The organism is Acinetobacter sp. SFD (assembly GCF_001647575.1).
Lineage (GTDB): Bacteria > Pseudomonadota > Gammaproteobacteria > Pseudomonadales > Moraxellaceae > Acinetobacter > Acinetobacter pecorum.
Window position 1 is genome coordinate 86,351 of sequence record NZ_LSZJ01000014.1, and the last position, 22,752, is coordinate 109,102.

The window sequence follows — 22,752 nt, forward strand, 5'->3', positions numbered from 1 at the left end:
CATCTCATCAGCCGTGTATAATCAAATGCCCTTCCATTCTAGAGTTGCTCGCGACCATGGTATTCAGTGTTCTGCAAAAACAGCTTGATGAAAGTACTCACTGCCCATTGTGTAAGGCATCGATGTATTGGATTGAGGCAGAACAATATGATCAGGAGCTGAGCTATCATGAATGTAGCCATTGCCAGCATCAGCTTTATTCCGATCAAAAGCACAATTGTTATTGTGAACACTGTCTGGCGCAACGTAAACGCATGCTCAAGGAAGTCCGTTTACAGGAAAACCGGCAATATCATAAAAAGCAGGATCGACCGGTTCTTGAGCTCAATCAGCTCAGTTTTATCAATAAACTGTTTTTACTCGCGATTCTGGATGAACAGGTGCAGGAATATAGCCAGCACCGCGAATATATTGACTGGCATCAAATTCGATATTATTCCATCAGTCCCAACTATCTGTTCCAACATGGTCTGGTGAAAAGCCTGATCCGGGATCAGGTGCTGATTCCCAAAGATGTCCAGCAGGAAAACCAGCACTATTATATTAATGTGCGTCTGGATGGCTATTCTGAACCCACCCTGTTCAGCATTACCCAGCAGCTGCGCAATTGGTTTTATCAAAACCTGGGCCAAGGTGTGCCCTTTAAAAGTGCAGATGAAGTCAAAGATGCACTCTATTGCCTGCTGTATGAAGAAATCATTCAGTTTGCCCAATTCTATTGCCGTAGCTGGAATGTGCAGATTGCCGGAAATCAGAGCTTTCAGACTTTTTGCTATCGTCTTTTGGATGTACTGGCTGTGGGACAGATTTATTATCTGGTACAAACAGGACTGGAATATCTGTACAAGCAAAAAGCCCTTAAGCCTCGTAATGAAAACTTTATTAATACCAATCTGCTAAAAAAAACCTTGCAGCAGTACCGGGAACGTTCCATCACGGAAAAATGGGAAACCTCTACTTTGCCTCGCCCACCTCAACTGGCATTTAGCAAGATGAGCGAAATCCTGTTTTACCGTTTTCTGGGCTATGATGAAAATATCTTCTTTCAGCCAGTGTGGCGTTCTTGGCACAAGATCGAACCCCGCCTGAAATTTTATTCCCAGAAACGTTGTATGTACTGCGGCTCACAGGAACTGTCGGTGGATTATGATGCCAGTGACTATGTCAGCCTGTTCTGTCGTAGCTGCAAGCATCAAGACCATTATTTTACCCGCTGACCGAATAGACAACTTATCTTCCACTTTTATAAATGACCACGATGACGACTTCGATGCAAGCATTACAGCAAACACTTCTGGACCAGATCTGTGAAGCCTGGTTGAAACTTCAGCAACAGCAGCCCTTGGTGCATATCATGACCAATACGGTGGCCAGCAACCATGTCGCCAATATTGTACTGGCTGCACATGCGTCTCCGGCCATGATCGACAATCCTTTTGAAGCTGAAAGTTTTGCCAAGATTGCAGCAGCAATCAGTCTGAATCTGGGCACACCGACGACAGAACAGGTTCAGGCGATGCAGATTGCTGCGGAAACTGCACATCAGCTGCAAAAACCTTGGGTGCTTGATCCGGTCGGTTATGGAACAGTTCTGCACTGGCGTTCAGGCATCGCAGATCAGTTGATGCATTTCCATCCTGCCATTTTGCGTGGTAATGCCTCTGAAATTGGTGCTTTGGCCGGCAAGCAGATTGAGTCCAAAGGTGTGGACAGTACGGTAGACAGTGCGGATGTTTATTTACAGGCGCAAAGTTTGCTGGATTATTGTGAATGTATCGCGATCTCCGGTGAATCCGATTACATTATTTCTAGAGACTATCCTGTGATACAGGTGTCAGGCGGTTCTGCTTTACAGCCCCGAATCACGGCGATGGGATGTGCGCTCGGTGCACTGATTGCTGCATATAGCGCAGTAACGTCTCCCGCCGTTGCTGCATTAACGGCACATGTACATTTTGCCATTGCCGGTCAATTGGCATTTGAACGCGCACAACAGTTAGGCAGTTTTAATGTCGCCTTTCTGGATGAAATCCATCAACTCAATACTGAAACAATCCGACAATACGCAAGCTTCAAAATTCTGCCGGAATCCATTTAGTTTATTGGCTGCTTTACGGGGTGTGTAGGTTTAAATAGGTGAACACGCCCCTATCTAGTTTACCTACTTCTTTTATATCCATATCGATAGAAATCTTCTATTTGAGTCTTATGTGCCAAGCATTTTGATAAATGCTTTGCTTGATGAGCAGAGCTTCATGAAATTTATATATCGATTTCCTTAAAAAGCATATCTTCTTTAATTAAGATATCTTTGCATAAGGTTAATTTAGTTCATGTGAATTGTAGTTTATTTTCTTATTCCTATTTAAATAGGACTTTTAAGTTTTGATTAACAGGCTGTATGAATCCACACCCAATGCCTGATCATGCTTATTTTTAACGATCGATTTGACCTCTTTTGGCTTGAATTTTTTAGTCTAATACCAGCATATTTAGCTCAATTTGGAACTTGAAATATAGTATGAATAAACTGATAAAAATCAGTTTAAACAAAGGCTCATATTATTTTAATAAACCAGATTCAACAGACATACATTAAAAAAAGCCAGCTGCCACTCAAGCAACTGACTTTTAGAATTTGAACAAATAACGTGTTTAAAACACCTGTTTAACCTGCGTAATGAATGCTGACCGACTTGATACGATTGCTTTCAATTTCAGTGACTTTGAACTGCACACCTTGATAATTTAACTCGGTGCCCACTTCAACCGTACTGTTGGTTTTATCTAGAATCAGACCTGCCACACTAATATAACCAGCATCTTCATCAATCAGATCAATCATGCCAAGTTCTAGCTCAAGCTGATACAGGTCTAACATGCCCGATGCGATCCAGTGCGTATCATCGATTTTAACTAGATCTAGCTGTTCATCAGCATCCGGGAATTCACCGGCAATTGCTTCAAACACATCCAGCGGTGAAATCAGACCCTGTACATTACCAAATTCATCGCTGACCAGAACCAAAGAACCCTTAGAAGTACGCAAGGTATTGATCGCATCAATAACTTTCATTCTTTCAAAGATATAAATTGGACGATGACGTTTGATCAGTGCTTTTAATTCTTCTGGCTCTTCCAGTACATCCAGTAATTCTTTTGCACGTACTACGCTAATGACCTTATCCAGGCTACCGCGACATACCGGGAACAGGCTGTGTGGAACGGAAAGAATTTTTTCACGGATCTCTTCTGGACTATCTTCCAGATCGACCCATGAAATCTGGCTTCGGGGCGTCATGATCGAAGCGACTGAACGCTCTGCAAGGGTAAGCACCCCACCAATCATATAACGCTCTTCATCTGCAAAGGTTTCTTGTGCCTCATTATTTTGAGTATCAGTCGTCTCCAGCTTACCGCCCATCAATTTCAGAATCGAGTCAGCCGTACGATGACGCAAAGGGATCTTCGATTCATGTTTAGCAGCATTACGCTGACCGAACTGGTTAAATGCTTCGATTATGATCGCGACACCAATACCTGAATAGATATAGCCTTTTGGAATATGGAAGCCAAAACCTTCTGCAATCAGACTGATACCAATCAAAAGCAGGAAACTTAAACACAGAATCACCACGGTTGGATGACGGTTCACAAAGTTGGTCAATGGTTTCGATGCCAGTAGCATCACGCCCATTGCGACAATCATAGCAGCCATCATGACATAAATATTGTCGACCATACCAATTGCGGTAATCACTGAATCTAAAGAGAAAACAGCATCTAAAACAACAATCTGTGCAACAACGGCAGTGAAACTTGCATATACCACGTTGGTAGATACTGTGATTTCAGGTTTGCCTTCAATTTTTTCATGCAGCTCAGTAACGGCCTTATACACCAGGAACAAGCCACCAAATAACAAGATCAGGTCCCGACCGGAGAAGGTCCAGTCAAACACAGTAATCAATGGTTGTGTCAAAGTGACCAACCAGGCAATCGCAAATAACAGGCCTAGACGCATGAATAATGCGAGTGACAAACCGACAACACGCGCTTTATCGCGTTGTTCAGGAGGAAGTTTTTCAGCCAGAATGGCAATGAAGACTAGGTTATCAATACCTAAAACAATTTCGAGAATAATAAGAGTAATTAAACCTACCCAGATTCCGGGATCTAATAAAAATTCCATTAGAGAATTACCCCGTTCGAGTAAGCTAGAAATAGAGATGGAAGATCAACGCACGGCGAGGGATCCATTAAAATAAAACCTATGCAACTTAAGACCATTCCATTATGCATAAACTGAATATTTTGTAATGTATTAATTTACAAAAAAATTACATGGTCATATGGTTACCGCGGCATTTTAACTATCTAGCAGATGCTGAAATTGATTAATTTCAAGTTTTTCTACATAACTTATTATAATTTAATGAAAAATCATCATAAGTTAACTATAGATAGATTATCCCTCTTATTTTTAATGTGATTTGAGAAGTGAACTATAAAATATTTTTTCATTGAAGGAACAATCACTTAAAAGTTTAGCTTCGAATGAGCAGTCTAGGAAGTTCTCTAAACTACTTTACCGTCCTCTCCTCCTAATCAGTTAATTTATTAAAATACAATATATTATACGAAAACTTATTTGGAGCGCCTGATGAGTAATCATCAAGTGTCCTACAACACTTTTCTACAAGCCAAATATCCAATGAAGAATTAAATTTTAACAAAATGTTATCGCCTTTTATCTGATTTTAATGAGCAATCCCTACTCCTGAAAGGGCTGACGTGCAGAACTCGTCAATATCTTGGGCTGTTAAGCAAAACTAAAAAGTGTCAGGACCTTAACATTTTTAAAATAAAGGTTGAAACATGCATAAACTTTTTCATAAAATGAACGGGCCCTAGAAAAATAAATACAAGGAACATTTCATGACTAAAAAATATGCAAAATTTTTGCCGTGTACGGAAGAATTTAATTTAGAAAACTTTCCATATTATTGGGTAACTCAGGTTCATGCTCAATACGTCCTTAATGTCGACCATGCACTTAAAAAGTATGGTGTTGACAATTCACGTCGCCGCATTCTTCTTGCCTTAAAATCCAAACCGCATGCCAGTGTTTCTGACTTATCAGAGATGGTTGTCTCTAAAATGTCGACCACGACGAAAATTGTTTACCGCTTAAAAGATGAAGGTCTGGTTGAAACCTATTCATGTGAGGATGATGCACGGATTACCCGGGTGATTTTGACCGAAAAAGGCACGCAAATGACCCATAAGATCAATGACCTGACCAATGTTGTCCTGGAACAGTCCTTTGAAGGCCTGACACCTTTGCAAATTGAAAAAACCATGGAAAGTTTACGTCATATTTTTAAAAATTTAGCTCGTTAAGAGTCTCATTTTTTATTTTAAATAGACGCTGGCGAATTTCTTACATACTTTTAATAATAAATAATTCGCCAGAGCTTTCTAAGAATCAAAAAAGTTTAGTTGCGCACTGACTTTTTTGATTTTTTCTTTAGGTACATGTGAACATTCAAACTCTTCTACCGGAAAACCCTCTACAAAGCTGTGAATAGCTGGATGACCTAGTGTTAACCATTCTTTTAGGCGCTCTTGAGGAATTACAATCACCGATCGTTTGACATTACCCGGCTCATGAAATTCTTTCATCATTGGATGATTAATTGCATCCATGGTTATCATGCTGGCCGAGCGTATAATTTCTCCTTGTATCCGAGCAATCTCATAGATGGCCGCGATAAAAGTTGCGTGACCATCTTTACGTCTTATTCCCCAACGTTGCGGCTTATTGTCGAAATATTTCGACTCATAAAATTCTGATACCGGGATGACACCAAAATGACACTTGGCAGTAGCTTCAGCAAAGGTAGGCTTTTCAAGTAAAGTTTCATTTCTGGCATTATAGGTTTTGGTTCCTATTTTTTTATCTTCTGCCCATTTCGGAATAAGACCAAAGTTCACCAACCGCCACTCTGGTCCTTGAGCTGAATGAAATAAAAGTGGTGTGGCATAATTGGGATAGACCTCTTCTGGATATTCAAAAGAAATTTCTGGCAACTCCAGATTATGCAACTGCTCTAGGGTTAAAGGTTTAAAATTGGCGCACATGCTTCATCAGATAAATCATTTGATTTACAGATTATAACTTGGCGCCTGCAGTGAACCTGTATGGATTATAGGTAAGTTTATATTATTTACTATTATTCACTTGGAACCGTCAGCCAGTGCGTGCGGGTAAATTCTTCAAAAATCCAGCGTCCATTAAAACGTCCCAGTCCTGAATTTTTCTCCCCCCCAAAAGGTGCGTTCGGCTGGTCTGCAACACTAATCCCATTAATATGCGTCATACCAATATCCAGTTGTGCCGCAAAAGCAGTGCCTCGCTCGATGTTTGAAGTACATACGGCACTGGACAAACCAAAATCGGTTGCATTGGCCAGCTCTAAAGCATGTGCTTCATCACGGGCTTTTAGGATAGGTAAAATCGGTCCAAAGCTTTCTTGTTGTGCCAGATCGGAATTTTCAGCGACATCAATAAAAATATGCGGAGAAACCAGATTTCCTTCAATGCCTCCTTCATAGACCAGTTGCGCGCCCTGCTCGCTGCCCGTTTGAATGATCTGCTGATGTTTTTTGACCTGACTCTGATTAATGATTGGTCCGATCACGGTATCTTCCAGATTTGGATCACCCACCGGAATCATTTTGACCCGATCCAGAAGCTTATCTACATATGCATCATGGATAGAGGCATCGACAATAACCCGGTTGGTACTCATACAAATTTGCCCCTGATGCAAAAAACGCCCCATCAAGGTCAGTTCAACAGCCAAATCAAGATCAGCATCATCTAGAATGACCAAAGGTGCATTACCCCCCAGCTCCAGCGCCAGACGCTTGATTCGGGAACTGGCTAAACCTTTGCTACCGACACTTTTTCCCACTTCAGTCGAACCGGTAAATGAAATCATTTTGGGTACCGGATGCTCAACAAAATAATCCCCGATTTCACTGCCAGCACCGGCAACGATATTCAAAGCACCTGCAGCTAACCCTGCTTCTTCAAAGAGTTTGCCGATTAATGTGCCGCCAGTCACGGGGGTATCACTGGCTGGCTTCAGTACAACTGTATTGCCACAGGCAATTGCTGTTGCTACTGAGCGTAAAGACAAATGAAATGGAAAGTTCCATGGGCTAATGACAGCAATCACGCCTAAAGGCTTACGCAAAACTAAACTTTTACGTGCCGGATCCTTACTTTCCAGCTGTTCTGTTTGGATCCGGTCTGGAAAAGCCAGACTTTCCTGAATAATGCCTAAAGCAGCATTTATCTCAAGGCCTGCCTTAATACGTGTACTACCAGATTCAATGATCAGCCAGTCAATGATTTCGTCACGACGCTGCTGAATAATTGAGATCACATTGTGCAGCACTGTTTTACGTACTTCAATGGATTTCAAGGCACCTTGCTGGAAAGCCTGCGCTGCTGCGGTATAAGCACTGTCTACGTCAACAGAACTGGCAGCTGGCATACTAAAAATTTCACTCTGGGTATAAGGATTAACATTTTTTATAGTTCTGGTTGAAGTACCGGCTTGCCACTGGCCATGAATAAACTGCTGGTCTAAATTTTGATATACCGTCATCATTTTATTGTTTCCTGGAATACTTTTCCTCACTTTAAGAGTTCGGCTAGAAAATTTCCAGTCAGAACGACAACGGCTTACCATTAGACAATAAAAAAGCCTCCGAAGAGGCTTTTTCAATTAGACAGGATTAGTCACCTGTATAACCTTTCAGTTTTAAACGCGCTGCATGTAAAAGTGGTTCAGTATAGCCTGATGGTTGCTCGTCACCTTTAAAGATCAAGTCAGACGCTGCCTGGAATGCAATATTGTTGGCAAAGTCATTAGACATTGGCGTATAAAGTGGATCATTGGCATTTTGCTCATCCACAATTTTTGCCATACGTTGCATGACTTCTTCTACTTGCTCACGACTGACGATGCCGTGACGTAACCAGTTAGCAACATGTTGTGAAGAAATACGGAGTGTCGCACGGTCTTCCATTAAACCGACATCATTAATGTCTGGCACCTTAGAACAACCCACGCCTAAATCCACCCAACGCACGACATAACCTAGAATACCTTGACAGTTATTTTCAAGCTCTTTGAGCTTCTCTTCTTCTGTCCAGTTGGTATCTTTTGCAAGCGGTGGCGTTAACAAGTCATCAAGTGGCAATGCTTCAGTCGCAAGAAGCTCTTTCTGACGGTTTGCCACATTGATTTGATGATAGTGAATCGCGTGAATCACCGCACCTGTTGGAGATGGTACCCATGCACAGCTTGCGCCCGCTTCAGGATGCTCAGTCTTGGTCTTGTACATGTCAAGCAACATGTCTGGTTTTGGCCACATGCCTTTACCAATTTGTGCTTTACCACGTAGACCTGCTTGCAGACCAATCATCACGTTACGGTTTTCGTATGCTGGGAACCATACCTGGCCTTTGATCTCGCCCTTACGAACGAATGGACCTGCTTCCATTAAGGTATGGATTTCATCACCCGTACGGTCCATGAAGCCTGTGTTAATGAAGATGGTACGATCTTTGGCTTGAGCAATACAGTTCTTCAAGTTTACAGATGTACGGCGTTCTTCATCCATGATACCGATTTTTAATGTCTTCGCAGGTAAGCCAAGTGCCTGTTCAGCACGCTCGAACAGTTCAACTGCAAATGCAACTTCTTCAGGACCATGCATTTTTGGCTTCACGATGTACATCGAACCCTTACGTGAGTTCTTGATCGTGTTTTCACCGCGAATGTCAGCAATAGTAAGAAGCGGGGTCACCAAAGCATCCATGATGCCTTCATAGATTTCTTCGCCATCTACCAGAATTGCCGGGTTGGTCATCAAATGACCCACGTTACGAAGTAACATCAATGAACGACCGTGAACCTTAGTTTCACCGCCTTCAACATTTTTGAAAGTACGGTCTTCATTTAGTTTACGTGTAACAGTTTTGCCATTCTTTTCGATGGATTCTTCCAGCGTACCGCGCATCAGGCCTAACCAGTTACGGTAACCTTCAACTTTCTCTTCGGCATCTACTGCTGCAACCGAGTCTTCCAAATCTTGAATGGTAGTTACAGCTGCCTCAAGTACCACATCTTTTACGCCAGCAGCGTCAGTTTGACCAATCGGGCTAGTGGCATCAATTTGAATGATGGCATGCAGGCCGTTGTTTTTTAAAACAACCTCTGTTGGTGCAGAGGCTTCACCGTTATAACCTACAAATTTAGACGCATCTGCAAGCGTTGTGGTTGAACCATCTTTCAGGGTTACAACCAGTTTACTGCCTTCAACCGCGTATTGAGTCGCCTCGGCATGTGAGCCTTGCGCCAGCGGGAAAGTTTCATCCAAGAAGTTTTTCGCAAATGCGATAACTTTCTCACCACGTTTCGGGTTATAGCCTTTGCCCTTTTCTGCGCCATCTTCTTCAGAGATCACATCAAAGCCATAAAGTGCATCGTACAATGAACCCCAACGTGCATTCGCTGCATTCAGGCAGTAACGTGCATTACGTACTGGTACGACCAACTGTGGACCTGCCAATACTGCAATTTCTTCGTCTACATTTTCGGTGCTGATTTGAAAATCTTCTACTTCTGGTAACAAGTAGCCAATTTCAGTCAAGAAAGCTTTGTAAGCTTGTAATTCAAATGTGTTATTGCGGTGCCATTCGTCAATTTTTGCCTGAATGTCATTACGCTTAGCCAAAAGTGCTTTATTTTTAGGGCTAAGATCAACAACGACTTGTTCAAAGTTCTTCCAGTATGTTTCGCTGTCCAAACCAGAACCTGGTAGTGCTTCATTTTCGATAAAATCGTAAAGTTCTTTAGCAATCGCTAACTTGCCTTTTTGAATACGTGCAGTCATTGTCTTTCCTGATATTGCTACTTTTTATACAAGAGATTCTAGTATACCGATTAAAATCTAGCTGAATAGTATTATCACATTGCTAAATACTGAGCATTTTTTCCAATATGAATACCCTCATAAACATATTTGATCCATCTCAGTCACAATTAGATATCATTATGCTAAATACCCTAATGACAGTGTATAAAGTTTTCGAAATGTAGAAATTAGACTTAAGTTCAGATTTTCGAGCAAAAATTATGCATTCTAGTTATACACGATCATATTTAGATCAAGATTAAGCCATGTTTGATCAGGCTTGTCGATAATTTAAGTACCTATTTTTATAAAAAAGCGCCAGTAAATAACCAGCGCTTTTATTGTTATTCTTCGTTTAACGAGACTATTTTCTCGATCTGACGATGTTCTGAATTCAGGTATTCATCCGACTGCATTTCCAGCAAACGGGAACGGGTTCGTTCAATTTCAAAGGCCAGCTTCTCTCCCTGATAAATATCCACAATATTATCTTCCGAAGTCAAGAGCAACTTGACGCCGCGGTCATAAAATTCATCGACCAGATAAATAAAACGGCGCGTGCCATCACTCAGAAAATCGGTTAGATGGGGAACATTGCTGACCAAAACAGTATTATAAATATTGGCGATTTCAATAAAATCAGCCGGGCTACGTGGTTTTAAACATAGTTCAGAGAATTCACACCACAATACATCTTCGGTATGCGCTACGGTTTCAACAATACGGTTGTTGATAATAATCGGTTCTTCAGAGCGTGTTTGAGTCTGGGTCAAAGCATTAAAACGCTGCGCAATCCAGTTTTTATGATCATGCGTTAACGGGAATTTAAACAGTTGTGCCTGTTTTAAAACCCGTAAACGGTAATCGACTCCGGCATCGACATTTAATACCACACAGTTTTTCTTGACCAGTTCAATCGTTGGCAAGAAACGGTCACGGTGAATGCCGTTTTTATATAACCCGTCTGGTGCAATATTCGAGGTAGCGATCAAGGTAATGCCGCGCTCAAACAGCTTCTGGAATAAATCGCTCAAGATCATTGCATCTGTCACATTCGATACAAAAAACTCATCAAAACAGATGACGACAGCTTCTTTATAAATCCGGTCCGCTACAATATCTAGCGGATTACGCTGCCCGGATAACTTATTTAATTCACGATGCACATGCTGCATAAAATGATGAAAATGCATCCGGGTTTTACGGCGAAACGGAATGGAATCATAGAACTGATCCATGAGCCAGGTTTTGCCACGCCCCACCCCACCCCACATGTATACCCCTTTCGGAGATGTCTGACGGCGAAAACGGCGGAATGCTTTTTTCGATGCCTTAAAGCGCTGAATTAATTCCAGCCAGACACGATTCAGTTCATGTACTGCCATCGCTTGTGCTTCATCAGGCATAAACTGTCCAGAAGATATTGCTTGTGCATAACGTTCTGCAGGAGAAATCGGACTAAAGGCGGTGCTGTGCTGTGAATTAAAATCGGACATAGAATTTCGTACTATTTGGGATCAATTTAATTATAACGGAGTTTAATCAACACGCTATAACACTTTGGCATAAACAAACTTAGGCTATTTTATATATTGCCGAGGACTTTGCCCAAACCAGCGTTTAAAGGCATGGTTAAAAGCGGCCGGCTCGGAATAGCCCAATAATTCTGCAATCATTTCAATCGAATACTGCTTATATTCAATTAATCGTAAAGCTTTATCTTTAATAATCTCTTCACGAATCTGCTTATAACTGGTATCACATTGCTGTAACTGATGCCGCAAGGTTCGTTCCGGAATATTCAGTGCCTGTGCAGTTTCAGCCATACTTGGCATCAGACCGCTTTGGATTTCCAGATAATCCTGCACCCGCTGCACCACAGTCGGTGTCTTTTCGTCCTCCTGCAACCGTTCCAGTTCAGCCAGACATTTGGCTTCATAGACTGCAAAAGTTTCCTCATCCTTCGAGGGAATTTTAATATCCAGAACTGCTTCATCAAACCAGAATGCCGCCCGAGGTGCATCAAACTGTACTTGATTACCATAATAATCATGATAGATCTTTAAGGTATTCGGATTTGCCGGATAGGCAAATGGCAACTCAATCCGCAAATCAGGTTTGGATAAACCCATCATTTTGTAAATTTCCCGGATAAACTTAAAAGTTCCGGAAATCTCCGCCTGTGCCAGCAACATTCCCAAATGATCATCTAGCTGCTTGGCTCGATAACATAGCGCACTATAATGTTCGCTGTGTTCCAAAGCCAATTGACCGGTCAGATGCGTCAACTGCTGAAAACGGATCACCTGATTCAGTGCATCACGTACCGTAGGGCTCGTCACCAGCAACATGAGTAAGGGACCATAGCCTGCCAAGGCATAATGCTGGCCAATCAACAATCCTTGTTCAGGCTGAATTTCCTGCCCCACCACCTTGAGCACATCATTTTCCAGACTCGGATGGATAATCGAGCTTGGATCAAAGGCATCTACACGCAGCCCAATGTTTTGCAGTTTCTGATCGACCTGCATACCAGCCTTACGCATCCCTTGAATCAAATACATCAGACTGAGAACAGAACGTTTCATAACCATACAAGTACAATGTGATTTCTCTAGTTGTACTATAAAAATAATATGCCGGCTATTGCCGTTTAGATCAATTTTCTGTCTAATCACTAAGGAGCAGATTACGATAAATATCCCACATTAAAATAAGCAAGGAATGTATAAATGCTAGATCACGCCACTGCTACAGGCTCCCATCCCCATACCAAAGTTGCCATTATTGGAGCCGGTTTCGGCGGTATTGCCATGGCAATACGTTTACAGCAACATGGTATTTATGACTTCGTTATTCTGGAAAAAGGAAGTGATTTTGGTGGGACTTGGCGAGATAACCAATATCCGGGAGCAGCCTGTGATGTGCAATCACATTTGTATTCCCTGTCATTTGCTCCAAAAAGCAATTGGTCCAGGCGTTACGCTGAAGCACCAGAAATATTTTCTTATATTCAGGATCTGGTAACTGACTATAATCTCCGTGCTTTCTGCCGTTTAAATACTGAAGTTCTGGCTGCACATTACCAGGCAGATCGCTGTCTATGGCAATTACAGCTTCAGGATCAAAGTATCCTTGAAGCCCAGTTCGTTATCTTCGCTTCTGGGCCATTGCATATTCCCCAAATCCCACATATACCCGGTATTGAGAAATTTCAGGGCAAAGTCTTTCATTCCGCACAATGGGATCACACATATGACCTGAATGGCAAAAATGTTGCTTCAATCGGGACAGGTGGTAGCGCGATTCAATATATTCCGGAAATCGCTCCACAATGCAAACAACTTTACGTCATGCAACGTACAGCGGCCTGGATCATTCCTCGTGATGAACGTGTCTACCCCGACTTTGAAAAGAAACTATTTAAAAAATATGACTGGTTTCGAAAGTTACATCGCACCCGCCTGTATTGGTCAAATGAATCGCGCGTCGTACCGATTGTCAAACCTGGCATAATGAAATTCACCCAAAAACTTGCAGAACTGCTGATTAAATATAAGGTTAAAAATCCTGAATTGGCCAAAAAACTGACTCCCGATTACATCATGGGCTGTAAACGCATTCTGGTTTCAAACCGCTACTTTCCGACTTTTAACCGCCACAATGTAGAACTGGTGACCGAGAAGATTCAGGAACTGACTGAACACAGTGTCATTACACAAGATGGAAAAGAGCGGCCGATTGACTGTCTGATTTATGGTACCGGATTCATTACAGATCCACGTATCTATATGAAGAATTTCCAATGCACCGGACTCCATGGTGCAGAGCTGAATGACGTCTGGAAACAAGGCGCTGAAAGCTATTATGGAATTTGTGTAAAAGATTTTCCAAACCTGTTTCAGTTATTGGGACCCAATACTTTATTGGCGCACAATTCTGTGATTTTTATGATCGAGGCGCAAGTTGAGTATATCTTGCAACTAATAAAACTAGTCGATCAATCTCATAGTGATGCCATCATGGTCAAAGAGCAGGCGCAAGATACATTTAATCAGCAGGTGCAACATATGTTTGAAAAGACTGTTTGGCAATCTGGCTGTGTAAGCTGGTATCAGCAGGAAGGTGGTAAGAATTTCGCCTTGTGGCCGACTTATACCTGGAAATACTGGCTAAAAACCAAAAAAATCAATGCTGCAGATTATCAATTATTCAATAAACTTACCTAAAAGACTTTAGCATCCGATATCAAGCGATGGCATAATTTAAAGGTAAATTTTTCAATCCATTAAACTTATGCAATCGCTCTGGCTCATCTTTCAGCTTCTATTCTGTCTAGCACTCGGTTTTGCTATGGCAAAACGAATTCCGCAACCTATTATTAAAATCTGTTTCAAGCTATTGCCCTATTTTAGCTATGTATTATTGATTGCAATTGCCTTTGAATTTTCACAGCTTGTCGATGAATTACAGCATCCTCTCCAGATTCTGAGCACCTCGATCAGTATTGCCTTTCTGACTTCACTCGGTGCTTTTGCATTTTGTTATCTTCTATTTAAATGGGCAGGTTATCTTCCTAGTTCCGGTCGGGTATCCGTCGACCTGGTGCTTAAATCCCTACTGAACATGAGCTATGCCTTTTTGGCTCTCGCCGGCGGATACTTTTTACATGCAGGCTTGAGTCTATTTGATCTGTCCCTGCAAATCAGCACCTGGCATTTATTACTGGTATTTATGTTCATGATTGGCCTAGATCTGGCCAACTCACCCTTAGATCGATCCTGGTTAAATTTTAAAATTCTACTGGTCCCGATCGGTTGTATTTTTGGTTCATTATTTGCAGTCATCGCATATTCATTCTGGAATACCCAGATGGATCTGAAAGATTTGATCATGCTGTCACAAGGCTATGGCTTTTATTCGATGTCAGGCGTCGTTGTCACGGAACTTCGTAACGCTGAACTCGGCAGTATCGCCCTGATGAATGACCTGTTTAGAGAAATTTTTGCCATTTTACTGATGTATTGTATGGGCTGGAGATATCCAAGATCTGCGATTTCAGCAGCGGGTGCAACTGCAATGGATGTGACTTTACCGATGGTTAAACAGGCGTGCGGGCATGATTTTATTCCGCATGCTATGGTCAGCGGTTTCATTTTGTCACTGTTAGCACCAGTCATGGTAAGTGTACTGGCAGTGATTTAATTACTTTATCGCTTTCTCACTCTCTTCCCTGAGTCAGTTTTAAAGCAGGGTTTTAAAACGAAACACAAACAAGGAGGCTGAGAGGGCTGACTAAAAACTTAAATCAATATCACTTAAGGCATCGCCTACTGTTTCAACAACATCCGAAACCAGACTGATAGCATCAGATGCCAAACTGACCACATCAATTCCCGCTGTCCAATCTGTTGAGCTTGCCTGTTATTGCTGCTGTTCTTGTTGCTGAAGCTGTTCCGCCTGTTGAACACTTTGAATTAGATCATTCTGTTCCTTTTCTGAAGGTAATTCAGATGCATTCATAGGTTTTCCTTTAATTATTATTGATATTTTCTGAATATATAAAAAAAGCCTTTCATTGGAAAGGCTTTTTGTTGGTCAAATCATATTACAAGGTATCTAGAATATCTTTTAAGGTTTGGCGCATATTTTTAGACTGGGTAATCGGACGACCAATCACCAGATGCGTTGAACCATCTAGCATCGCCTGTTTCGGTGTCACAATACGTTTCTGGTCATCTGCATTTGATCCTTCTGGACGAATGCCTGGCGTCACTAATGCAAAGTCTTTTCCAATCGTTTCACGCAACATTTTTGCTTCTTGAGCTGAGCAGACCACACCATCTAGACCACTGTCTTTGGTCAGCTGAGCCAGACGTTTTACATGCTCATTGGGTTCAATATCCAGACCAATATCCTTTAAGTCTTCACGGCCCATCGAGGTAAGAACTGTGACGGCAATCAACTGAGTCTTATAATTACCTGCTTTTAACCGCTCTACACAGGTTTCCATCATTTTACGGCCACCTGAAGCATGTACATTGACCATCCACACTCCCAGATCTGCTGCCGCGCATACTGCCTGTGCTGTTGTATTTGGAATGTCATGAAATTTCAGATCCAGAAATACATCAAAACCTTTATCTTGAAGTGCTTTGACAATGATTGGCCCCTCATGGGTAAATAACTCTTTGCCAATCTTTACTCGACATAAAGCAGGATCTAGCTGTTCCGCAATCGTTAAGGCATCAAATTGGCTTTTAGCATCCAGTGCAACGATGATACTCATGAGTAGACCCTTCAAATTGACAAAATTAAGATATTATACGGACTAAGCTCATGCCGACCAAGAATATTTTCACAAAATATACTTGGTAATTCAAACTAAGTTATTTATTTATATAATTTTAAATATTATTTTAGATATAATTATATATAGATAAATAATAAAAAACGCCTTTAAAGCTAAGTTAAAAGGCGTTTAATTAAAATTGGCAATATAAAATGTTTAAAAACAACTTTTGCCTGGCACTTTCACCTAAAGTGGTGTCGATGGTCGGTCATTAGAATTAATATCTAACACAGTTTTTTCATGCCGGGTATGGACGGCTGCTTCAGCAGCCATTAACTTGGCTGAATTCAATTGTTCTTTACGTAGGTGTTCAATGTCTTTACGAAGCCTTTTAATTTCCCAATTCGCCTGAAAAACCCTGAAGATCTGAACACCTAATAACAGGCCCAAAACTACACCCAAAGATAAAGTGAGGAGAAGTAATAATCCCAGGCGCATTGCTGGAACTTGAGTAAATAACAAGTCCACTGACAATTCAGTACCATTTTGCAGAACTAAAGCTAATGAATAACCAAACAGTACTAATAATAGAATGACCAGAACGTAACGCATGAGCACCCCGTATATTTACAATTATTTTTGTGCAGACTCGTTTACCGCATCACGAAGTGCCTTACCTGGTTTGAAGTGCGGAACTGCTTTTGCAGCCACTTCTACTGATTTACCAGTTTTAGGGTTACGCCCTACGCGCGGTTCACGGTGATGCAATGCAAAACTACCAAATCCACGAATCTCGATACGATTATCAGATGATAAAGCCTCTATCATTTGATCGATCATGATTTTGACTGCTTCTTCCACTAAGGGTTCAGCCAAATGCGGATTTTTTAACGCAATACGCTCTATTAAGTCAGACTTATTAAGTGCTTCAGTAGTCATCTGCGACCTCTTTAATTATCAAGCTACTTGGGATCTATTTCCAGATAATAACCTGTTTAAATACAAAACGGTAGCGCAATAATTAAATACTACGCTACCGTTTACAGTATTTGTATAAAAAGTATTAGTTAATTTACATTAACAATACAATTCAGACGCTTACTTAGTTGCTCATTTGCGCCTTGATCAGGTCACCAATAGTTTTAGGACCATTGTCTTGACCAGCTGGTGCTGTTTTCAAGTTAGCAACTGCTTCTTTCTCTTCAGCTTCGTCTTTCGCTTTGATAGACAAGTTGATTGCGCGAGATTTACGATCAACGTTGATGATCTTCGCTTCAACTTCTTGACCAACTTCAAGGAACTTAGTTGCATCTTCAACGCGATCGCGATTGATTTCAGATGCTTTCAGAGTCGCTTCAACTTCGTCAGCCAACTTAACAGTTGCGCCTTTAGCATCAACTGCAGTTACAGTACCTTTAACCAAAGCACCGCGTTCGTTAGCAGCAAGGAAATCATTGAACGGGTCGTTGTTCATTTGCTTGATGCCAAGGCTGATACGGTTGCCTTCAGCGTCTACAGAAAGGATAACCGCTTCAACAGTGTCACCTTTCTTGTAACGACGAATTGCTTCTTCGCCTTGTTCGTTCCAAGAAATATCAGACAGGTGAACTAGACCGTCGATACCACCTGGTAAACCGATGAAGATACCGAAGTCAGTGATAGATTTGATCGTACCAGAAACTTTTTCGCCTTTATCGTGCTCTTTAGCAAACTCTTCCCATGGGTTAGCACGAGTTTGTTTGATACCAAGAGAAATACGACGACGCTCTTCATCAACTTCAAGAACCATAACATCAACTTCGTCACCAATCTGAACAACTTTAGATGGGTGGATGTTTTTGTTTGTATGGTCCATTTCCGAAACGTGTACTAAACCTTCAACGCCTTCAGCGATTTCAGCGAAACAACCATAATCAGTCAGGTTAGTTACGCGCGCTTTAACGATTGAACCTTTAGGGTAACGGTTCATGATCGCTAACCATGGATCTTCGCCAAGTTGTTTAAGACCTAGAGAAACACGGTTACGTTCGCGGTCGAACTTAAGTACTTTAACAGTAACTTCTTGACCCACTTCAACCACTTCTGAAGGATGCTTGATACGTTTCCAAGCCATGTCAGTGATGTGAAGAAGACCATCAATACCGCCAAGGTCAACGAATGCACCGTAGTCAGTAAGATTTTTAATAGTACCAGTAACTGTTTGACCTTCTTCAAGCTGAGCAAGAAGAGCTTCACGGTCAGCTGAAGATTCAGCTTCCATAACAGCACGACGTGAAACAACAACGTTGTTACGTTTAGCGTCAAGTTTGATTACTTTGAATTCTAACTCTTTGCCTTCTAGGTGAGTAGTATCACGAATAGGACGAGTATCAACTAAAGAACCTGGAAGGAACGCACGTACTGGACCGATGTCAACAGTGAAACCACCTTTAACTTTACCAGAGATAACACCAGTAACGATTTCGCCGTCTTCAAAGATTTTTTCAAGTTTAGTCCAAGTTTCTGCGCGTTTAGCTTTTTCGCGAGAAAGAACTGTTTGACCCATACCGTTGTCAAGTGCTTCAACAACTACGTCTACAGTGTCGCCAACTTGAACTTCAAGTTCACGTTGTTCATTTAAGAACTCAGCACGGTCAACAACGCCTTCAGATTTAAGGCCAGTGTCAACAGTTACCCAATCAGAGTCAATGCTTACTACAACGCCCTGGATTACTGCACCCTTTTCAACGTTGAGGTTTAATTCGCTTGCTTCAAAGAGGGCTGCAAAAGATTCGGTCATGATATTTCCGATAAAGTCAGCGGTCTTGGATCAGACAAGGCCGGTTTAATTAAGCATCTACATAGTCCATATAAAACTGATCAAGCTATGCGTTTGCTGATAAAATTGGGTTAATTTGCTAACTGCTGATCTACATAAGTAGTCATCAGCTGGAATACTTCATCGATGTTCAAATCTGAACTGTCGATAATGTAAGCATCATCGGCAGGCTTGAGTGGAGCAACAATGCGTTCCATATCTCGTTTATCGCGTGCAATGATATTAGCTAAAATGTCGTTTATTTTAACATCCAGCCCCATACCCTGCAACTGCTTTACACGTCTTTGCGCGCGCGATTCAGCCGAGGCCGTCAAATATATCTTTGCCTGGGCGTTAGGAAAGATACTGGTTGCCATATCACGCCCGTCTGCCACCAGGCCCGGCGCCTGTGCAAAAGCATGTTGACGTGAAACCATGGCGGCTCTAAGCTCAGGAATTGCTGCAACTTTTGAAGCAAATTCTCCCACCCGCTCAGTGCGAATGGTTTGGGACACATCTTCGCCATCCAGCCACACCTGCACCCCGGTATCTGTATTGACAAACTGGATATCTAGATTTGTTGCGATTTGTACGCATTCTGGCAATTTGGTATCCAATGAGTCCAGCAAATCATGATGATGCAATGACAAACCCAAAAGACGGTATAAAGCACCAGAGTCTAATAAATGAAACTGATAATGCGCAGCCAGTTTCGCTGCCAACGTACCTTTGCCCGACCCACTTGGACCATCAATGGTAATAATTTGAACTGTCATTGCTTTCCCGTTGTTGTTTAAACAGATTTTGCGAGTTTTGTCAGGCCTAGTTTAATCGCTGCCCGTAACTGTGCAAGGATTAATTTACTCACAAAAGGTGCACGTGCCTGCAATTCAATCGTATAAGTCACTAGTGTTTTATCATCAGCCAGCGCTTCAAATTCAATAATACCCAAATGATGCTTGATCAGCGGATTTTTAATAATCTGGTATTCGATGCGGCTATTCGGCTCGAACAGGGTAATTTGTTCTTTCAGCGGCTTTACAGGCCCCACCCCCATTGCACGCACTGAACCCAGCCCATCTGGATATTCAACATCTGCAGAATCCTTGATTCGCTCAACCTGCATCGGTGCAAAAGCCACATTATAGGTGGCATGCTTGGACATCAAATTAAAGACATCATCAATTGCTGCCGGAAATTCTTTTTTTACTTGAATACTGTTCATTATTATTCCTGAAATTACAGATATTTGAAAGTGAGCAAATTCTAGCGGATAAGCTAGAATTATTTCTGCGTATTTAATGACTTTTCTTGTAACTTGAGTTGCCGTTTCTGTTCACGACGCACTTTAAAAAATACACTTAACTGTTCCGAGCATTGCTGCTGCATACAACCCGCCTTGAAAGGAAACACATGATTATAATAGCCAGTTTCAAACAGTTGGCGTGCGCTCACCAGTGAGCCTGCTTTCGATTCAAATGCCCCAAATACTACCCGTGAAACCCGTGAATGAACCAGTGCGCCGACACACATGGTGCATGGCTCGAGGGTTACATACAGTACCGCATCTTCAGGTAACCGATAATTTTGAATGTTTTGACAGGCATCCCGCAGTGCAACAATTTCTGCATGTGCAGTCGGATCATTTAATGTGATGGGCGCATTGAACCCTTGGCCAATGATCTGATTCTGGCTGACGATAATCGCACCCACGGGAATTTCACCCTGTGTAGCAGCAAGTGCAGCCTGCTCGTAAGCATGCTGCATCCAGTATTCATCTGTAAATTGTGTTTCGGACATTAAGACTTAAATCACACCATACTGCTTGAGCATGTCATTCCAGCTTTCAATAGTCGTAACCGGAGGATTTTGGGATAAGATTCCTTTCAGGCTCATATCCGTACCCTTTTTCCATTCAGGAGAAAGGTCTTTATCGACCAGACGTGCTCGTACACCCTCAACAAAGTCATGATGACGAATTTTCCAGTCTGAGATCTGAACTTCCAGTTCAAAAACTTCCTTCCAGGAATGTACCTGCTTACCCCATTGCCATAATAGCCAGGTCAAGGCTGCAGTGGTGGGTGAACCTTTTTTCAGGTTTTCACTGGCCTGACGCAACCAGTCACTGCGTGCGTCACTGAGGCCAATAATTGACTCATAATCATGCTCAAAGTTGATACCACGGCAAACACTATGAATGACATCCAGGGAGTTTTGCAGCGGCCCCGGACCTACCGGACGGTGCATACTGTTCAGGGTGTCATCAATGGCGCGAAAGTCACCTGCAGGATAATGACCCCAATCGATATTAACGACTTTATGCAAAACTGAATCACGCTGTGCATCACAAATATGAGTGGCCCAGCCAATCCCATAAGCGCCGGCAGCGGTCATAATGGAACCGGTCAAGCCTGTGAATAGACCTATTGCACCACGATCCGCCAAGAAACGGGTTGCACCTACATCTGGATATAAACCGATATTAATTTCAGGCATCGCCAAACGTGAATACGGCGTCACCAAACGGAAAGGTGCCGCCATAAACAGGCCCAAGCCACCACCCATCACATAGCCTTCACCCCAGACTAAAATGGGTTTGGCATAATTATGCAATAACAGATCGAGCGCGTATTCCTGCTCAAAGAACTTATTGGCAGCCGCCACTTCATCATTAATGACCAGTTGACGCAGCTTACGTACATCCCCACCTGCGCAGAAAGCTTTCGGTGTAGTTGAATCCAGCCAGATGGCTTTGACGCTGTCATCATGATGAAAATCCTGAAATACTTCCAGAAGTGCGGAAGCAATCGATTCATCCAGCGCGTGTAAAGATTTTGGCCGATTCAAGCGAACGATACGCCAGCCATTGTGCGCTTCTTCAACAATCAGATCCGGATGGTAAGGTTTAGTTACAGGAGAATATGTCATGCGTCCAGCTGCCAATCTATAGGCTCAATGCCATGTTGTTTAAGATAATTATTTGTTTTCGAAAAAACTTTACAACCAAAAAAACCACCCCGGTTAGCCGACAAAGGCGACGGATGCGCTGCTTTTAATACCAGGTGTTTATTTTGGTCGATGCGCTGTCCTTTACGCTGTGCGTATGCGCCCCAAAGAATAAATACAATATGTTCACGCTGTTCATTCAATACATCAATGACGTGATCAGTAAAATCTTCCCAGCCACGTTTCTGATGTGAAGTTGGTTGAGCGGCTTCCACTGTCAGTACAGCATTCAGCAGAAGTACGCCCTGCTCCGCCCAGTGCGTCAAGTCACCATGCTTAGGAATCTTTATGCCTAAATCACTGTGCAACTCGTGAAAGATATTACGTAAAGATGGGGGCAATGCAACCCCTTTTTGCACTGAAAAGCTTAAGCCATGTGCCTGATTCGGACCATGATAGGGATCCTGACCAATAATTACGACTTTGACCCGATCTAGCGGCGTGGTATTCAAAGCATTAAAAATCAGGTGATTCGGTGGATAAATGACTTTATCCGCTTTTTTTTCTTCAAGGAGAAATGCTTTTAATTCATCCATTTTCGGACTGAGTAAAAAATCACTCAATCCGTATTTCCAGCTTTCATCCAGCTGAACTTTATTCAGTTTGGCCAGTTGCTGTTCATTTAAAGACATTCTTCAATCCTAAATCTATGTCAATC

20 protein-coding genes are annotated in these 22,752 nt (G+C 42.1%); 5 read left to right on the forward strand and 15 right to left on the reverse strand.

From position 1 onward, the window contains the following. Positions 1-56 precede the first annotated feature (56 nt). Together AY605_RS11620 and thiM are read left to right on the forward strand one after the other, a co-directional pair. Positions 57-1,217: a hypothetical protein gene (locus AY605_RS11620; protein WP_064096550.1), complete on the forward strand. Its 1,161-nt coding sequence runs from the start codon at positions 57-59 to the stop codon at positions 1,215-1,217. A gap of 32 nt (positions 1,218-1,249) precedes the next feature. Then, the gene (thiM, locus tag AY605_RS11625) at positions 1,250-2,098 is read left to right on the forward strand and encodes a hydroxyethylthiazole kinase (RefSeq protein ID WP_081406367.1); all 849 of its coding nucleotides are present in this window, start codon (positions 1,250-1,252) and stop codon (positions 2,096-2,098) included. Between the two features lie 570 nt (positions 2,099-2,668). Here thiM and AY605_RS11630 read toward each other — a convergent pair. Further along, positions 2,669-4,192, reverse strand: coding sequence for a TerC family protein (locus AY605_RS11630; protein ID WP_064096551.1), 1,524 nt, complete (start codon positions 4,190-4,192; stop codon positions 2,669-2,671). Between the two features lie 746 nt (positions 4,193-4,938). Between AY605_RS11630 and AY605_RS11635 the strand changes: the two genes are divergently transcribed. Continuing rightward, the gene (locus AY605_RS11635; protein ID WP_064096552.1) at positions 4,939-5,403 is read left to right on the forward strand and encodes a MarR family winged helix-turn-helix transcriptional regulator; all 465 of its coding nucleotides are present in this window, start codon (positions 4,939-4,941) and stop codon (positions 5,401-5,403) included. Between the two features lie 78 nt (positions 5,404-5,481). Here the strand turns inward: AY605_RS11635 and AY605_RS11640 are convergent, their stop codons facing one another. The 5 genes from AY605_RS11640 to AY605_RS11660 form a co-directional block, all read right to left on the reverse strand. Continuing rightward, complete coding sequence (locus AY605_RS11640) at positions 5,482-6,144, reverse strand: SOS response-associated peptidase (protein WP_064096553.1); 663 nt, start codon at positions 6,142-6,144, stop codon at positions 5,482-5,484. 92 nt (positions 6,145-6,236) lie between these two features. Next, positions 6,237-7,685: an aldehyde dehydrogenase family protein gene (locus AY605_RS11645; RefSeq protein WP_081406368.1), complete on the reverse strand. Its 1,449-nt coding sequence runs from the start codon at positions 7,683-7,685 to the stop codon at positions 6,237-6,239. A gap of 127 nt (positions 7,686-7,812) precedes the next feature. Then, on the reverse strand, positions 7,813-9,978 hold the full coding sequence (locus AY605_RS11650; protein WP_064096554.1) for a malate synthase G: 2,166 nt from the start codon (positions 9,976-9,978) through the stop codon (positions 7,813-7,815). 365 nt (positions 9,979-10,343) lie between these two features. Continuing rightward, complete coding sequence (zapE, locus tag AY605_RS11655; RefSeq protein ID WP_064096555.1) at positions 10,344-11,495, reverse strand: cell division protein ZapE; 1,152 nt, start codon at positions 11,493-11,495, stop codon at positions 10,344-10,346. A gap of 84 nt (positions 11,496-11,579) precedes the next feature. After that, a complete protein-coding gene (locus AY605_RS11660; RefSeq protein ID WP_064096672.1) occupies positions 11,580-12,587 on the reverse strand; it encodes a helix-turn-helix domain-containing protein in 1,008 nt (335 codons plus the stop codon). 144 nt (positions 12,588-12,731) lie between these two features. Between AY605_RS11660 and AY605_RS11665 the strand changes: the two genes are divergently transcribed. Beyond that, a complete protein-coding gene (locus AY605_RS11665; protein WP_064096556.1) occupies positions 12,732-14,228 on the forward strand; it encodes a flavin-containing monooxygenase in 1,497 nt (498 codons plus the stop codon). A 67-nt stretch (positions 14,229-14,295) separates the two neighbouring features. After that, positions 14,296-15,204, forward strand: coding sequence for a lysine exporter LysO family protein (locus AY605_RS11670; RefSeq protein WP_064096557.1), 909 nt, complete (start codon positions 14,296-14,298; stop codon positions 15,202-15,204). A 403-nt stretch (positions 15,205-15,607) separates the two neighbouring features. On the opposite strand, the gene pyrF is transcribed toward AY605_RS11670, so the two are convergent. The 9 genes from pyrF to ung form a co-directional block, all read right to left on the reverse strand. Then, on the reverse strand, positions 15,608-16,288 hold the full coding sequence (gene pyrF, locus AY605_RS11675) for an orotidine-5'-phosphate decarboxylase (RefSeq protein ID WP_064096558.1): 681 nt from the start codon (positions 16,286-16,288) through the stop codon (positions 15,608-15,610). Between the two features lie 249 nt (positions 16,289-16,537). Further along, positions 16,538-16,903: a lipopolysaccharide assembly protein LapA domain-containing protein gene (locus AY605_RS11680; protein ID WP_064096559.1), complete on the reverse strand. Its 366-nt coding sequence runs from the start codon at positions 16,901-16,903 to the stop codon at positions 16,538-16,540. A 21-nt stretch (positions 16,904-16,924) separates the two neighbouring features. Continuing rightward, positions 16,925-17,230 carry an integration host factor subunit beta gene (locus tag AY605_RS11685; RefSeq protein ID WP_064096560.1) on the reverse strand — a complete coding sequence of 102 codons (306 nt, stop codon included), beginning with the start codon at positions 17,228-17,230 and terminating at the stop codon, positions 16,925-16,927. A gap of 163 nt (positions 17,231-17,393) precedes the next feature. Further along, positions 17,394-19,070, reverse strand: coding sequence for a 30S ribosomal protein S1 (rpsA, locus tag AY605_RS11690; protein WP_064096561.1), 1,677 nt, complete (start codon positions 19,068-19,070; stop codon positions 17,394-17,396). Between the two features lie 110 nt (positions 19,071-19,180). Further along, on the reverse strand, positions 19,181-19,864 hold the full coding sequence (gene cmk / locus AY605_RS11695) for a (d)CMP kinase (protein WP_064096562.1): 684 nt from the start codon (positions 19,862-19,864) through the stop codon (positions 19,181-19,183). A gap of 17 nt (positions 19,865-19,881) precedes the next feature. Further along, entirely contained in the window at positions 19,882-20,313 is a 432-nt protein-coding gene (locus AY605_RS11700; RefSeq protein WP_064096563.1) for an SRPBCC family protein, read from the reverse strand. A gap of 59 nt (positions 20,314-20,372) precedes the next feature. After that, positions 20,373-20,888, reverse strand: a complete 516-nt coding sequence (tadA, locus tag AY605_RS11705; RefSeq protein ID WP_064096564.1) for a tRNA adenosine(34) deaminase TadA — start codon at positions 20,886-20,888, stop codon at positions 20,373-20,375. 6 nt (positions 20,889-20,894) lie between these two features. Next, positions 20,895-22,016, reverse strand: a complete 1,122-nt coding sequence (locus tag AY605_RS11710) for an enoyl-CoA hydratase/isomerase family protein (protein ID WP_064096565.1) — start codon at positions 22,014-22,016, stop codon at positions 20,895-20,897. Beyond that, a complete protein-coding gene (gene ung, locus AY605_RS11715) occupies positions 22,013-22,726 on the reverse strand; it encodes a uracil-DNA glycosylase (protein WP_064096566.1) in 714 nt (237 codons plus the stop codon). Before ung ends, AY605_RS11710 begins: the two co-directional genes overlap by 4 nt. Between the last annotated feature and the right edge of the window lie 26 nt (positions 22,727-22,752).

What these genes read in the sequence shown, in the direction of transcription:
- rpsA (WP_064096561.1), bottom strand. Translation starts at nt 19,070, where the DNA reads ATGACCGAATCTTTTGCAGCCCTCTTTGAAGCAAGCGAATTAAACCTC.
- AY605_RS11700 (WP_064096563.1), bottom strand. Translation starts at nt 20,313, where the DNA reads ATGAACAGTATTCAAGTAAAAAAAGAATTTCCGGCAGCAATTGATGAT.
- AY605_RS11650 (WP_064096554.1), bottom strand. Translation starts at nt 9,978, where the DNA reads ATGACTGCACGTATTCAAAAAGGCAAGTTAGCGATTGCTAAAGAACTT.
- AY605_RS11710 (WP_064096565.1), bottom strand. Translation starts at nt 22,016, where the DNA reads ATGACATATTCTCCTGTAACTAAACCTTACCATCCGGATCTGATTGTT.
- AY605_RS11640 (WP_064096553.1), bottom strand. Translation starts at nt 6,144, where the DNA reads ATGTGCGCCAATTTTAAACCTTTAACCCTAGAGCAGTTGCATAATCTG.
- AY605_RS11685 (WP_064096560.1), bottom strand. Translation starts at nt 17,230, where the DNA reads ATGACTACTGAAGCACTTAATAAGTCTGACTTAATAGAGCGTATTGCG.
- AY605_RS11660 (WP_064096672.1), bottom strand. Translation starts at nt 12,587, where the DNA reads ATGAAACGTTCTGTTCTCAGTCTGATGTATTTGATTCAAGGGATGCGT.
- AY605_RS11630 (WP_064096551.1), bottom strand. Translation starts at nt 4,192, where the DNA reads ATGGAATTTTTATTAGATCCCGGAATCTGGGTAGGTTTAATTACTCTT.
- AY605_RS11670 (WP_064096557.1), top strand. Translation starts at nt 14,296, where the DNA reads ATGCAATCGCTCTGGCTCATCTTTCAGCTTCTATTCTGTCTAGCACTC.
- AY605_RS11645 (WP_081406368.1), bottom strand. Translation starts at nt 7,685, where the DNA reads ATGATGACGGTATATCAAAATTTAGACCAGCAGTTTATTCATGGCCAG.
- AY605_RS11635 (WP_064096552.1), top strand. Translation starts at nt 4,939, where the DNA reads ATGACTAAAAAATATGCAAAATTTTTGCCGTGTACGGAAGAATTTAAT.
- thiM (WP_081406367.1), top strand. Translation starts at nt 1,250, where the DNA reads ATGACCACGATGACGACTTCGATGCAAGCATTACAGCAAACACTTCTG.
- tadA (WP_064096564.1), bottom strand. Translation starts at nt 20,888, where the DNA reads ATGTCCGAAACACAATTTACAGATGAATACTGGATGCAGCATGCTTAC.
- zapE (WP_064096555.1), bottom strand. Translation starts at nt 11,495, where the DNA reads ATGTCCGATTTTAATTCACAGCACAGCACCGCCTTTAGTCCGATTTCT.
- AY605_RS11680 (WP_064096559.1), bottom strand. Translation starts at nt 16,903, where the DNA reads ATGCGTTACGTTCTGGTCATTCTATTATTAGTACTGTTTGGTTATTCA.
- AY605_RS11620 (WP_064096550.1), top strand. Translation starts at nt 57, where the DNA reads ATGGTATTCAGTGTTCTGCAAAAACAGCTTGATGAAAGTACTCACTGC.
- pyrF (WP_064096558.1), bottom strand. Translation starts at nt 16,288, where the DNA reads ATGAGTATCATCGTTGCACTGGATGCTAAAAGCCAATTTGATGCCTTA.
- ung (WP_064096566.1), bottom strand. Translation starts at nt 22,726, where the DNA reads ATGTCTTTAAATGAACAGCAACTGGCCAAACTGAATAAAGTTCAGCTG.
- AY605_RS11665 (WP_064096556.1), top strand. Translation starts at nt 12,732, where the DNA reads ATGCTAGATCACGCCACTGCTACAGGCTCCCATCCCCATACCAAAGTT.
- cmk (WP_064096562.1), bottom strand. Translation starts at nt 19,864, where the DNA reads ATGACAGTTCAAATTATTACCATTGATGGTCCAAGTGGGTCGGGCAAA.